A 12499-nucleotide genomic window follows, 5' to 3' on the forward strand; every position below is an offset into this window, starting at 1 on the left:
GTGAGCACCCCCGACCTCCCCCTCGCGTCGAACGGCGGCTGCGGCGACGGCTGTGCCTGTGGCGCCGACAACGACGCCGAATACCTGGAGTGCGGGCTCGACCCCGCGCTCGCGCAGCTCCTGGCCGACGCCGGACTCGACCCCGTGGAGGTCGAGGACATCGCCAACGTCGCCATCCAGGAGGACCTCGACCACGGCGTGGACGTGACGACCGTCGCGACCATCTCCGAGGACGCCGTCTCCACCGGCGACTTCACCGCGCGCGAGGCGGGCGTCGTGGCCGGCCTCAGGGTCGCCGAAGCGGTGCTCTCGGTGGTGTGCACGGACGAGTTCGAGGTCGAGCGGCACGTCGAGGACGGCGAGCGGGTGGCCGCCGGGCAGAAGCTGCTGTCGGTCACCACGCGCACGCGTGACCTGCTCACCGCCGAACGCAGCGCGCTCAACCTCCTGTGCCGGCTGTCCGGGATCGCGACCGCCACGCGCGCGTGGGCGGACGCCCTGGAAGGCACCGGCACGCGCGTGCGCGACACCCGCAAGACGACGCCCGGGCTGCGGTCGCTGGAGAAGTACGCGGTGCGCTGCGGCGGCGGCGTCAACCACCGCATGTCGCTGTCCGACGCGGCGCTCGTCAAGGACAACCACGTCGTCGCCGCCGGCGGCGTCGCGCAGGCGTTCAAGGCCGTACGGGAGGCCTTCCCGGACGTGCCGATCGAGGTCGAGGTCGACACGCTGCACCAGCTGCGCGAGGTCGTCGACGCCGGCGCCGACCTGATCCTGCTGGACAACTTCACGCCCGGCGAGTGCGAGGAGGCGGTGGCGGTCGTGCACGGGCGCGCCGCGCTGGAGGCGTCGGGGCGGCTCACGCTGGAGAACGCCAGGGCGTACGCGGACACCGGTGTCGACTACCTCGCCGTGGGCGCCCTGACCCACTCCTCGCCCATCCTGGACATCGGCCTCGACCTGCGAGCGGCGGAGTAGGTACGGGCCATGCTGCTGACGATCGACGTAGGCAACACGCACACCGTCCTGGGCCTGTTCGACGGCGAGGACATCGTCGAGCACTGGCGCATCTCCACCGACGCGCGCCGCACGGCGGACGAGCTGGCGGTGCTGCTGCAGGGCCTGATGGGCATGCACCCGCTCCTCGGGGACGAACTCGGCGACGGCATCGACGGCATCGCGATCTGCGCGACGGTGCCCTCGGTGCTGCACGAGCTGCGCGAGGTGACGCGGCGGTACTACGGCGACGTGCCGGCGGTACTGGTGGAACCCGGCGTGAAGACGGGCGTGCCGATCCTGACCGACAACCCCAAGGAGGTCGGCGCGGACCGCATCATCAACGCGGTGGCCGCCGTCGAGCTGTACGGGGGGCCGGCGATCGTCGTGGACTTCGGCACGGCGACGACGTTCGACGCGGTCTCCGCGCGCGGGGAGTACGTCGGCGGGGTCATCGCGCCCGGAATCGAGATCTCCGTGGAGGCGCTCGGCGTCCGCGGCGCGCAGCTGCGCAAGATCGAGGTGGCCCGGCCGCGCAGCGTGATCGGCAAGAACACCGTCGAGGCGATGCAGGCCGGCATCATCTACGGGTTCGCCGGCCAGGTCGACGGGGTCGTCAACCGCATGGCCCGCGAACTCTCGGAGGACCCGGACGACGTCACGGTGATCGCGACCGGCGGACTGGCACCGATGGTGCTGGGCGAGTCCTCGGTGATCGACGAACACGAGCCGTGGCTGACCCTGATCGGCCTGCGCCTCGTCTACGAGCGGAACGTCGCCCGAATGTGAGACGGCCCGGCTGACCCGGGTGGGACGGAACCTGCGGCGCGTGGGGACGGGCTCCCGGGACGCGGCACGCGCGCGTAAGGGGTGGAAGCACGGGGCCTGGGCGTGTGGCGGGACGGAGTCCGCGGCCGGGGCGGGCGCCGGGGCAACCGGGTGGCCCGGTCGCGCCACACCGGGTTCCTCTGTCGGGTTTGTCTGATTAGCTCGTATCGTCGCGGTATGCCCACGCCATACGGATCCCGCGGCGGCATGGCGTTCGGTGTGGAGGAGCTGCGTGTGCTCCGCCGCGCTCTCGCCCTCGCCCTGAACCCCCGAACCGCCTCGGCCGAGGACGTCCAGGACTGCCTCCGTCTCGCCGAGTCCCTCGACGAGGCGACGCGCGAGGGCGCCCGGTTGCGTGCCTTCCTGGTCGCCGACCTCGGCCGGTACCGCGCCGCGCTTCCCGGAACCGCCGCCGGGTACCTCGCGCTCCTGGAGGAGGCGCTGGGCGCCGGGCACCGCCCGACCGCCGACGACCTCGCCGCCCTGCGCGCACTGCGGGGCAACCCGGTGGCCGCGGCCCTGCTGGACCGGTGCCAGGTGCTCGCCGAGCAGGACGTACGAGCCCGTCTCGCGCGCCGCACGGTCCGCGAGGCCGCCCCGGCCGTCCCCGCGTCCCGCGTCCGCCTCACGGCCCTCCCAGGCGGCCTCGCGGGCGCCTCTGAGGCCACGGCCGCCCCCCGTGTCGCGGACGCAGGCGGAGATTTCGCCAAGAAGCCGGAGAAGAAGCCCGCCGAGAAGCCCGCTGAGAAGCCGGCCAGCCCCGGGCCGACTCCGCAGCCCCCCAGGCCGACCCGCCCCATCCCGACCCCGGGCGAGGTCTTCCCGCGCCGCAAGCCGACCCCACCGCCCTCGCCGAACCCACCGCAGCAACTGGCCGCGGGCTGACACCGAGGGCGGCCGGCGCGAGGAACCCTTGCCGCCGCCAAGGGGGCGTCGGCAAGGGGCGTCGGCGTGTGGAGCCCCCCGCCCGGCCGTGCCGCCGCCGTGGCTACCCTGGGGGCATGGACTACGTCGCCGCGCTCGTGCCCCCGGTCGTCATGGCCGTGTTCTTCGTCGGCCTGATCAGGGTGATCGTGAAGACCCAGGGCGGCGCGAACAAGGCCAAGGAGGACGCGGCCGTCGACGCCGCGCTCGCGCGCGCGGAGGCGGCTCGGCAGGCCCCCGCGCAGGGCGACTGACGACTTCTCGACTTCTCGGCGACATCCGCCCACACCGGCGTACGACTCCCCGTTCTCCCGAGTCGTACGCCCTTTTTGTTCCCGTTTGCCGATGAAAGTGCACGTCCGGCACGCCAATGCCGAGTTCTCCCACTATTGTGCTGAGCTGTGCCTCGCCCATTGGGAGAACTCGAAGACGCGGTCATGACGCGGGTGTGGAAGTGGAACCGCCCGGTGACCGTTCGAGAAGTCCTGGAAGACCTTCAGCGGGAACGGTCCATCGCGTACACCACGGTGATGACCGTTTTGGACAATCTCCATCAGAAGGGCTGGGTCAGGCGGGAGGCCGAAGGACGCGCCTATCGATATGAGGCGGTCTCCACGCGCGCGGCGTACGCCGCCGCCCTGATGAACGACGCCTGGGCGCAGAGCGACAACCCAGCCGCCGCTCTCGTCGCCTTCTTCGGGATGATGAGCGACGAACAGCGACAGGCTCTGCGGGACGCCGTGCGCATCGTCCAGGGCCCCGAAACATTCGAAGCTCCGCATACCGGCGAGGAGAACCCCGGCTCGGCGGCACCGGAGGGCGGGCGATAGCGTCCGCTCATGTCAGGAGAGAGCCCCGCGCCCGAGAGTCCCGAAGTCAGCGCTAAAGCCATCACCGTCCGACGGGCCCGTACCGGCGATGTCCCGGCCGTGCGCCGTCTCCTTGACGCGTACGTCCGAGACGGCATCCTGCTCGACAAAGCCACCGTGACGCTTTACGAGGACATCCAGGAGTTCTGGGTCGCCGAACGGGACGACAACGCCGAGGTGGTCGGCTGCGGAGCCCTGCACGTGATGTGGGAAGACCTCGCGGAAGTGCGCACTCTCGCGGTGAAGCCCGGCCTCAAGGGAGCCGGCGTCGGCCATCAGTTGCTGGAGAAGTTGCTGCACACGGCGCGTTGGCTCGGCGTTCGCCGTGTTTTCTGTCTGACCTTCGAAGTGGACTTCTTCGGCAAGCACGGCTTCGTCGAGATCGGCGAGACGCCCGTGGACACGGATGTCTACGCGGAGCTCATGCGCTCCTATGACGAGGGCGTGGCGGAGTTCCTCGGTCTCGAACGAGTGAAACCGAACACCTTGGGCAACAGCCGGATGCTTCTGCATCTGTGATCGCTGATCATCGCTGAGTCACTGCGTATTCCGGCGATGCCTGCCCAGGTTCCCTATGTCCGAAACGCGCACGTTTCCGGAGCGTGGAAGCCGCGGACTCCCGGTCCGGTCTCGGTCTGTCTCGCGGTCTGTCTCGCGGCCAGTTCCGCCAAGGGGTTTGTGTTTTTCAGGCAAAAGCGGTTTGCTTTCCGACGTACTGCAGTACTGCATATAACAGGGGGCGGCGAAACGGCGGACGCCGCAGACCCCCGGCTCCCTCAGGTTATGGATGAAAGGAAATCCGGTGGCACAGAAGGTTCAGGTCCTTCTTGTCGACGACCTCGACGGCGGCGAGGCGGACGAGACCGTCACGTTCGCACTGGACGGCAAGACGTACGAGATCGATCTCACGACTGCCAATGCGGACAAGCTTCGCGGCCTTCTTGAGCCTTACGTGAAGGGTGGCCGTCGTACCGGAGGCCGTGCTTCGGGTGGGCGCGGAAAGGCGCGCGCCGCTTCGGGTGGCAGCCAGGACACCGCGCAGATCCGCGCCTGGGCCAAGGAGAACGGCTACGAGGTCAACGACCGCGGCCGGGTCCCCGCGTCCATCCGCGAGGCCTACGAGAAGGCCAACGGCTGAGCGCACGCGCGGCGCAGGCGGATGCGGTGGCACTGGGTCGCCATCGTGTCCACGAGTCGTACGAGATCGGGGGCGCTCGCGACGCGCCCCATGGCCGACAGCGTCGGCAGCGAGGCCTCGGCCCCGCACCCCGGATCGGGGGGCCGCAGCCATACGGCGGCCCCCTGTGCGGCGTCCGGGCCCCTGTGCGCGGTGCCCGGGCGCGGGCCCGCCCCGACGGGGCCGACGGCTCCCGTCATCCCCGGCGGCAGCGGCGCGTCCATGGCGCCGCCCGCGCCGATCGCGATCAGGTCGAGCGCGACGGAGCCCCACTCCAGCCACTCCAGCAGGCCCGGCAGCTCCTCCGCGCCGCCCGCCTCCACCAGCAGCCGCATCCGGTCGCCCTGAACGGCCACCGGTGAGCCCGGCGCGAGGTGTCTGAGGCCCGCGCGGCCCGCCTCGACGGGAACGTCCAGGACGTCGAAGCGCCGGCCCACGGAAAGTCGTACCGGACATTCCGGAAAACCGGGCACCGTCGGCCACCCCAGTTCGTTCTCGTACCAGCCGCGCCATGCGGCGATGCCGTCGCTCGCGTCGCGTGGGCGGCGCGGGGCGGGGACCGTGAGATCGGTGGTGACCGGGGGGAGGCTGCCAACCATGCCAAGTGCAACCGCCGGAAGGGCGTGCGGGTTACGCTGGGTGGCCCGGCGATTGCCGAGCGTGCTTGATGAGGGGGCGTGCGGGGGTGCGGGGGGGGGCGCAAGGTTGTTCGCCCATAGCGGAGGGAACGGGGGCGCGCGGCATGGACTGTCCGTGCGAGCGGGTAAGACATCCCTAGTGGGAGGGGGCGACACGCAGGACAGGCCGTCTCACGTTCGCCATCGGCGTACTGATGGTGAGGGTATCTGCCTGGCCTGCGGGAACATCGTCTCGCACCATCGGGTTGGAGCAGATGTCGGCGTTCGGGGTCAGGAGGCCATCGACGGTGTCGGCAGTTGGAATGAGCGGTCCCCGCTTGCGGGACTAAGCTGCGGAAGGACAGGGAGGGGAAGTTCCCCCCACTGCCTGACCGCTCTGAGGAGCGATTAACGATGTTCGAGAGGTTCACCGACCGCGCGCGGCGGGTTGTCGTCCTGGCTCAGGAAGAAGCCCGGATGCTCAACCACAACTACATCGGCACCGAGCACATCCTCCTGGGCCTGATCCACGAGGGTGAGGGTGTCGCCGCCAAGGCCCTTGAGAGCCTCGGGATTTCGCTCGAGGCGGTCCGCCAGCAGGTGGAGGAGATCATCGGCCAGGGCCAGCAGGCCCCGTCCGGGCACATCCCCTTCACCCCCCGTGCCAAGAAGGTCCTGGAGCTGTCGCTCCGCGAGGCCCTTCAGCTGGGCCACAACTACATCGGCACGGAGCACATCCTGCTCGGCCTGATCCGCGAGGGCGAGGGCGTCGCCGCCCAGGTCCTGGTCAAGCTGGGCGCAGACCTCAACCGGGTGCGGCAGCAGGTGATCCAGCTGCTCTCCGGTTACCAGGGCAAGGAGACCGCCACCGCCGGCGGGCCTGCCGAGGGCACGCCCTCGACGTCCCTGGTCCTCGACCAGTTCGGCCGGAACCTCACCCAGGCCGCCCGCGAGTCCAAGCTCGACCCGGTCATCGGGCGCGAGAAGGAGATCGAGCGGGTCATGCAGGTGCTGTCCCGCCGTACGAAGAACAACCCGGTGCTGATCGGTGAGCCCGGCGTCGGCAAGACGGCCGTCGTCGAGGGCCTCGCCCAGGCCATCGTCAAGGGCGAGGTGCCCGAGACCCTCAAGGACAAGCACCTCTACACCCTGGACCTCGGCGCGCTGGTCGCCGGCTCCCGCTACCGCGGTGACTTCGAGGAGCGCCTGAAGAAGGTGCTCAAGGAGATCCGCACCCGCGGCGACATCATCCTGTTCATCGACGAGCTGCACACGCTGGTCGGTGCGGGTGCCGCCGAGGGCGCCATCGACGCCGCTTCGATCCTGAAGCCGATGCTGGCCCGCGGTGAGCTGCAGACCATCGGTGCGACGACGCTGGACGAGTACCGCAAGCACCTGGAGAAGGACGCGGCCCTGGAGCGCCGCTTCCAGCCCATCCAGGTCGCCGAGCCCTCGCTGCCGCACACGATCGAGATCCTCAAGGGTCTGCGTGACCGATACGAGGCCCACCACCGCGTCTCCATCACGGACGAGGCGCTGGTCCAGGCGGCCACCCTGGCCGACCGGTACATCTCGGACCGCTTCCTGCCGGACAAGGCCATCGACCTGATCGACGAGGCCGGTTCCCGGATGCGCATCCGCCGGATGACCGCTCCGCCGGACCTGCGCGAGTTCGACGAGAAGATCGCCGCCGTCCGCCGGGACAAGGAGTCCGCGATCGACTCCCAGGACTTCGAGAAGGCCGCCTCCCTGCGCGACAAGGAGAAGCAGCTCCTGGCCGCCAAGGCCAAGCGGGAGAAGGAGTGGAAGGCCGGCGACATGGACGTCGTCGCCGAGGTCGACGGCGAGCTGATCGCCGAGGTCCTCGCCACGGCCACCGGCATCCCGGTCTTCAAGCTGACCGAGGAGGAGTCCAGCCGCCTGCTCCGCATGGAGGAGGAGCTGCACAAGCGGGTCATCGGCCAGAACGACGCCGTCAAGGCGCTGTCGAAGGCGATCCGCCGTACGCGTGCCGGTCTGAAGGACCCCAAGCGTCCGGGTGGTTCGTTCATCTTCGCCGGCCCGTCCGGTGTCGGTAAGACCGAGCTGTCCAAGGCGCTCGCCGAGTTCCTCTTCGGTGACGAGGACGCGCTGATCTCCCTCGACATGTCGGAGTTCAGCGAGAAGCACACGGTCTCGCGTCTCTTCGGTTCGCCCCCCGGCTACGTGGGCTACGAGGAGGGCGGCCAGCTGACCGAGAAGGTGCGCCGCAAGCCGTTCTCCGTCGTCCTCTTCGACGAGGTGGAGAAGGCCCACCCGGACATCTTCAACAGCCTGCTGCAGATCCTGGAGGACGGTCGTCTGACCGACTCCCAGGGCCGGGTCGTGGACTTCAAGAACACGGTCATCATCATGACGACCAACCTCGGCACCCGGGACATCTCCAAGGGCTTCAACCTGGGCTTCGCGGCCTCGGGTGACACGAAGACCAACTACGAGCGCATGAAGAACAAGGTGTCGGACGAGCTCAAGCAGCACTTCCGCCCCGAGTTCCTCAACCGCGTCGACGACGTGGTCGTCTTCCCGCAGCTGACCCAGGACGACATCCTGCGGATCGTCGACCTGATGATCGGCAAGGTGGACGAGCGCCTGAAGGACCGGGACATGGGCATCGAGCTCTCCCAGTCCGCCAAGGAGCTGCTGTCCAAGAAGGGTTACGACCCCGTGCTGGGCGCCCGGCCGCTGCGCCGCACGATCCAGCGCGAGATCGAGGACTCGCTGTCGGAGAAGATCCTCTTCGGCGAGCTGCGTCCCGGCCACATCGTGGTCGTCGACACCGAGGGCGAGGGCGAGAGCAAGACCTTCACCTTCCGCGGCGAGGAGAAGTCGGCGCTGCCGGACGTCCCGCCGATCGAGCAGGCGGCCGGCGGAGCCGGTCCGAACCTGAGCAAGGAGGCCTGACCCTCCGGGGTGTGAGCCGATGAGAGGGGCCGGTGCCGTGCGGCACCGGCCCCTCTCGCGTGCCCGCGGGCGCGTGGGTCAGGACAACTGGCCGTCGTAGTCCGGCAGTTTGAAGGTCTTGTCGGCGTGGCCGCCCGAGAGGTCGGTGGCGCTGTTGCCGATGTTCGCGATGATGTCGTAGCCCTTGTTCTCGATGTCGACGCGCTGGGCCGTCTTGTAGGCGGCGACGTCCTTGAAGAGGTCGAAGAAGCCGCGTACGTACAGGCCGGAGACCCGGTAGCCGTCGTACGTGAGGTTGTACTCGGTGGGGGCGTAGAGGATGCCCGGGCGGGCCGTGACGAAGAACAGCGAGACGCCGTGCGCCTGGGCGTACCGGGCGACGTCCAGGACCGGCCTGTTGGCCGGCTGTGGGTAGCTGAAGCCGAAGTCGGTCTCCAGGGTGGTGTTGTCGATGTCGAAGACGATCGCCTGCTTCTCACCGGCCCGCGCCGAGGCGATGCGCTCCTTGAGGTACGGGAGGGCCTGGTCCATCACGGTCCGGCAGTCCTGCTGCCAGGTCGCGTAGTCGACGTCCTCGCTGCTCGTCGCCGCGTTCGCGGGGGCGGCCAGCGCCACCAGGGCGCAGGCGGAGACGGCGGTGACGGTGACACGGAGCGCCCAGGGGCGTCGGCTTCTCATGGGTGGGGTCCTCTCACGTCCGTATGCCGTTGTCTTGTGCATGCTCGGGGGCGAGGGTGGCGCGAGGGGAACCGTAGGGTTACTGACGGGTAAGTGGCCAGAGATGTACCTCACATGACGCGTGATGGCCGGTGAGATGGCGCACAGGCGATTTGTCCGTTACTAGGCGTGGTAGTGGTTCCGGGCGGATGATCCGGAAAGGGGTTTTGGCCTTGAATCAGCCCATCAGGCCCGTCATCGCCGTATGGAAGGTTTCACGCTGAACTACTAGGGATTGCCGTAGACAGCGCGTTTTGGGGTCGGCGGGGGCCCGGGTTACCAAGGGATGGCCCACCCGGCGGCCGACTGTCCGCCGGGTGGGCTTCTGTCCCCGACTTCACGAGGTTCCGATGTCCCGGCGTGTCTTTCCCCGCTCCTTCCGTACGTCCCCGATCCGCTCCCGTGCCGCCGTGCTGGCCGCCGGATTCGGAGTGTCGGTCGTGCTGGGAACCGGGGCCGCGGTGGCCGCGGACCTGACCTCCGCGTCCAGCGCGGCCGGCGCGGTGCAGGCGCAGGCCGCCGCGCAGGCGAAGGCCGCGAGCGCCAAGGCGGCTGCCGCCAAGGCCGAGGCCGCGGCCAAGGCGGCCGCGAAGGCCAAGGCCGCCGCCGCCAAGAAGACCGCCGCCGCCAAGGCGAAGGCGGCCGCGGCGAAGAAGGCCGCCTCCTGGGTGCACCCGGTGAAGAAGTACAGGCTCTCCGCGAGCTTCGCGCAGGCCGGCAGCATGTGGCAGTCCACCCACAGCGGCCAGGACTTCGCCTGCCCCAGCGGCTCCGAGGTCGTCGCCGCGCACGGCGGCACCGTGGTCAAGGCCGGCGGCAACGGCGCCGGTGACGGGCCGGCGTACGGCAACGCCATCGTGATCAAGCACGGCAACGGCACCTACTCGCAGTACGCCCACCTCTCGCGCATCGACGTCAAGGTCGGCCAGGTCGTCACCACCGGCCAGCACATCGCGCTGTCCGGCAACACGGGCAACTCCAGCGGCCCCCACCTGCACTTCGAGATCCGTACGACCGCGAACTACGGCTCGGCGATCGACCCGGTGGCGTTCCTGCGCACCAAGGGCCTGAGCGTCTGAGCCCTCGCTAGGCCGACGGGTGCGCGCCCTCGTGCGCCCGGGTCACCAGGTCCGTCGCGACCTCCAGGACCGCCTTGCGCTTGGCCTCGGGGTCGGCCTCGATGTCGTTGAGGACGAACATCCCGGCGTGCAGCGTGAACATCGCGCTGACGCAGCGGACCTGGTCGATCAGCTCGGCGTCGGGATCGATGAGGATGTCGCGCATGCCCATCATGCGGTTGCGGAACGTCTCGCCGATGCGCAGCTCCTTCACCGTCGCCTGGTTCTCCTGCATGAAGCGGAAGAGCGGGGAGGCGGCGGCGAGCACCTCGCTGTACCGGCGGATGATCTCCTGCTTGGTGGCCAGCGTCTGCGGCTGCCCGCGGCCCCATTCGATCAGGTCCGAGATCGGCTGTGAGAGATCCTCGAAGATGCTGACGAGGATCTCCTCCTTGGTCTTGAAGTGGTAGTACAGGGCGGCCTTGGTGACGTCCAGGCGCTCGGCGATCTCACGCAGCGAGGTCTTCTCGTACCCCTGCTCGGCGAAGAGCTCGAGCGCGACGTCCTGGATGCGCTGGCGGGTGTTGCCGCGGCGCTGCCGCTTGCTGTCGTCCATCGTGCCGCCCATCCTCGTATCCCAGAAACTTACTTGACGCCCGGCTAGTTACGGGTCTACCTTCCCTAGTGTAGTCAACTTGCCGGGCGGCAAGTAAGTAGCTTTGGCTGGGGGATGGGAACGATGGCGGACACCGAAGCAGTGCAGATACAGGCGGAGCCTGAGAAGAAACCGAAGAGCGTGCGGGTCGTGCTCTTCGCGCTGATGATCACGATGATGCTCGCGATGCTCGACAACATGATCGTGGGCACCGCGATGCCGACGATCGTGGGCGAGCTGGGCGGGCTGGAGCACCTGTCCTGGGTGGTGACGGCGTACACGCTGGCCACCGCGGCCGCGACCCCCGTCTGGGGCAAGCTCGGCGACATGTACGGCCGCAAGGCCACCTTCATGACCTCGATCGTGCTCTTCCTGATCGGGTCCGCGCTCAGCGGCATGGCGCAGAACATGGGCGAGCTGATCGGCTTCCGGGCCGTCCAGGGCCTGGGCGCCGGCGGTCTGATGGTCGGCGTCATGGCGATCATCGGCGACCTGATCCCGCCGCGGGAGCGCGGCAAGTACCAGGGCATGATGGCCGGCATCATGGCGATCGCGATGATCGCCGGACCGCTGGTCGGCGGCACCATCACCGACAACTGGGGCTGGCGCTGGGCCTTCTACATCAACCTGCCGCTCGGCGTCGTCGCGCTCGGCCTGATCAGCGCCGTGCTGCACCTGCCGAAGAAGCGCTCCAAGGCCGGCATCGACTACCTCGGCGTCGTCCTGCTGACCGTCGGCATCACCTCGATCGTGCTGGTCACCACCTGGGGCGGCACCGAGTACGCCTGGACGTCCGCGCGGATCATGGAGCTCATCGGCATCGGCGTCGCCTCGCTGATCGGCTTCGTGTTCTGGCAGACCAAGGCCGCCGAGCCGGTCGTGCCGCTGCACATCTTCCGCAACCGCAACTTCACGCTGATGTCGGTCATCGGCTTCATCACCGGCTTCGTGATGTTCGGCGCGACGCTCTTCCTGCCGCTGTACCAGCAGTCCGTGCAGGGCGCGTCCGCGACCAACTCCGGCCTGCTGCTCCTGCCGATGCTGGGCGCGATGCTGGTGACCTCGATGGTCGCCGGGCGGGTCACCACCAACACCGGCCGCTACAAGATCTTCCCAGTCGCCGGCGGCGCGCTGATGATCACCGGTCTGTACCTGCTGTCCCTCATGGACACGGACACCTCCCGGCTGACCTCCGGCATCTACATGGCCGTCCTCGGCCTCGGCATGGGCTGTCTGATGCAGATCACCATGCTGGTCGCGCAGAACAGCGTGGAGATGAAGGACATGGGCGTCGCGTCCTCCTCGACCACCCTGTTCCGCACGCTCGGCTCGTCCTTCGGCGTCGCCATCATGGGCGCCCTGTTCAACAACCGCGTCCAGCACGTCATGGCCGAGCGGGCCGGGGCGCTGGGCTCGAAGATCACCGAGCAGTCGGCGCAGCTGGACGCCAAGAGCCTGCAGAAGCTGCCGGCGGTGGCGCGCGAGGCCTACCAGCACGCGGTGTCCTCCGGCACGCACTCGGCGTTCCTGCTCGGCGCGGTGATCGCCGTGGTGGTCCTGGTCGCGGCGGTCTTCGTCAAGGAGGTCCCGCTGCGGGCGGCGGGCCCGAAGCCGGGCGAGGGCTCGGGCGAGGGCGCGCAGACCCCGCCCGCGGTGGTCGAGGCCGTCTGACCCGACCGCCCCGACGCTGAACCGAAGGCCCCCGGCCGGTGTCCGCC

The 12499-nt window shown here is 69.3% G+C and carries 13 protein-coding genes; 10 read left to right on the forward strand and 3 right to left on the reverse strand.

The window, feature by feature from the left end; genetic code table 11:
* From nadC to ACYF6T_RS30285, 7 genes are all read left to right on the forward strand, one after another.
* A complete protein-coding gene (nadC, locus tag ACYF6T_RS30255; RefSeq protein WP_461700423.1) occupies window positions 1–978 on the forward strand; it encodes a carboxylating nicotinate-nucleotide diphosphorylase in 978 nt (325 codons plus the stop codon).
* A gap of 9 nt (window positions 979–987) precedes the next feature.
* A complete protein-coding gene (locus ACYF6T_RS30260) occupies window positions 988–1785 on the forward strand; it encodes a type III pantothenate kinase (RefSeq protein ID WP_461700424.1) in 798 nt (265 codons plus the stop codon).
* 246 nt (window positions 1786–2031) lie between these two features.
* Complete coding sequence (locus ACYF6T_RS30265; protein ID WP_461700463.1) at window positions 2032–2709, forward strand: hypothetical protein; 678 nt, start codon at window positions 2032–2034, stop codon at window positions 2707–2709.
* 116 nt (window positions 2710–2825) lie between these two features.
* Entirely contained in the window at window positions 2826–3002 is a 177-nt protein-coding gene (locus tag ACYF6T_RS30270) for a hypothetical protein (RefSeq protein ID WP_461700425.1), read from the forward strand.
* A 159-nt stretch (window positions 3003–3161) separates the two neighbouring features.
* The gene (locus ACYF6T_RS30275; protein ID WP_461700426.1) at window positions 3162–3578 is read left to right on the forward strand and encodes a BlaI/MecI/CopY family transcriptional regulator; all 417 of its coding nucleotides are present in this window, start codon (window positions 3162–3164) and stop codon (window positions 3576–3578) included.
* Between the two features lie 9 nt (window positions 3579–3587).
* A complete protein-coding gene (locus ACYF6T_RS30280; protein ID WP_461700427.1) occupies window positions 3588–4136 on the forward strand; it encodes an amino-acid N-acetyltransferase in 549 nt (182 codons plus the stop codon).
* 283 nt (window positions 4137–4419) lie between these two features.
* A complete protein-coding gene (locus tag ACYF6T_RS30285) occupies window positions 4420–4755 on the forward strand; it encodes a histone-like nucleoid-structuring protein Lsr2 (RefSeq protein WP_030573823.1) in 336 nt (111 codons plus the stop codon).
* Here the strand turns inward: ACYF6T_RS30285 and ACYF6T_RS30290 are convergent.
* A complete protein-coding gene (locus ACYF6T_RS30290) occupies window positions 4734–5393 on the reverse strand; it encodes an SCO3374 family protein (protein ID WP_461700428.1) in 660 nt (219 codons plus the stop codon). The genes ACYF6T_RS30285 and ACYF6T_RS30290 overlap by 22 nt on opposite strands.
* 432 nt (window positions 5394–5825) lie before the next feature.
* On the opposite strand from ACYF6T_RS30290, the gene ACYF6T_RS30295 reads away from it, so the two are divergent.
* Window positions 5826–8351 (forward strand): ATP-dependent Clp protease ATP-binding subunit, encoded by a 2526-nt coding sequence (locus tag ACYF6T_RS30295; protein WP_461700429.1) that lies wholly within the window; start codon window positions 5826–5828, stop codon window positions 8349–8351.
* A 78-nt stretch (window positions 8352–8429) separates the two neighbouring features.
* Here the strand turns inward: ACYF6T_RS30295 and ACYF6T_RS30300 are convergent, their stop codons facing one another.
* Window positions 8430–9029, reverse strand: coding sequence for an HAD family acid phosphatase (locus ACYF6T_RS30300; RefSeq protein ID WP_461700430.1), 600 nt, complete (start codon window positions 9027–9029; stop codon window positions 8430–8432).
* A 389-nt stretch (window positions 9030–9418) separates the two neighbouring features.
* Between ACYF6T_RS30300 and ACYF6T_RS30305 the strand changes: the two genes are divergently transcribed.
* Window positions 9419–10147, forward strand: a complete 729-nt coding sequence (locus tag ACYF6T_RS30305) for a M23 family metallopeptidase (RefSeq protein WP_461700431.1) — start codon at window positions 9419–9421, stop codon at window positions 10145–10147.
* A gap of 7 nt (window positions 10148–10154) precedes the next feature.
* Here the strand turns inward: ACYF6T_RS30305 and ACYF6T_RS30310 are convergent, their stop codons facing one another.
* Entirely contained in the window at window positions 10155–10754 is a 600-nt protein-coding gene (locus ACYF6T_RS30310) for a TetR/AcrR family transcriptional regulator (protein WP_461700432.1), read from the reverse strand.
* Window positions 10755–10865: 111 nt separating this feature from the next.
* Here ACYF6T_RS30310 and ACYF6T_RS30315 point away from each other — a divergent pair, with 111 nt between their 5' ends.
* Window positions 10866–12452: an MDR family MFS transporter gene (locus tag ACYF6T_RS30315; protein WP_461700433.1), complete on the forward strand. Its 1587-nt coding sequence runs from the start codon at window positions 10866–10868 to the stop codon at window positions 12450–12452.
* Window positions 12453–12499: the final 47 nt, after the last annotated feature.

The sequence above is a fragment of the Streptomyces sp. 7R007 genome, from assembly GCF_054850255.1.

Excerpts from the sequence above, each read along its gene's own strand:
- ACYF6T_RS30315 (WP_461700433.1), top strand. The coding sequence starts at position 10,866 with ATGGCGGACACCGAAGCAGTGCAGATACAGGCGGAGCCTGAGAAGAAA.
- ACYF6T_RS30305 (WP_461700431.1), top strand. The coding sequence starts at position 9,419 with ATGTCCCGGCGTGTCTTTCCCCGCTCCTTCCGTACGTCCCCGATCCGC.
- ACYF6T_RS30270 (WP_461700425.1), top strand. The coding sequence starts at position 2,826 with ATGGACTACGTCGCCGCGCTCGTGCCCCCGGTCGTCATGGCCGTGTTC.
- ACYF6T_RS30300 (WP_461700430.1), bottom strand. The coding sequence starts at position 9,029 with ATGAGAAGCCGACGCCCCTGGGCGCTCCGTGTCACCGTCACCGCCGTC.
- ACYF6T_RS30260 (WP_461700424.1), top strand. The coding sequence starts at position 988 with ATGCTGCTGACGATCGACGTAGGCAACACGCACACCGTCCTGGGCCTG.
- ACYF6T_RS30280 (WP_461700427.1), top strand. The coding sequence starts at position 3,588 with ATGTCAGGAGAGAGCCCCGCGCCCGAGAGTCCCGAAGTCAGCGCTAAA.
- ACYF6T_RS30310 (WP_461700432.1), bottom strand. The coding sequence starts at position 10,754 with ATGGGCGGCACGATGGACGACAGCAAGCGGCAGCGCCGCGGCAACACC.
- ACYF6T_RS30295 (WP_461700429.1), top strand. The coding sequence starts at position 5,826 with ATGTTCGAGAGGTTCACCGACCGCGCGCGGCGGGTTGTCGTCCTGGCT.
- ACYF6T_RS30265 (WP_461700463.1), top strand. The coding sequence starts at position 2,032 with ATGGCGTTCGGTGTGGAGGAGCTGCGTGTGCTCCGCCGCGCTCTCGCC.
- ACYF6T_RS30290 (WP_461700428.1), bottom strand. The coding sequence starts at position 5,393 with ATGGTTGGCAGCCTCCCCCCGGTCACCACCGATCTCACGGTCCCCGCC.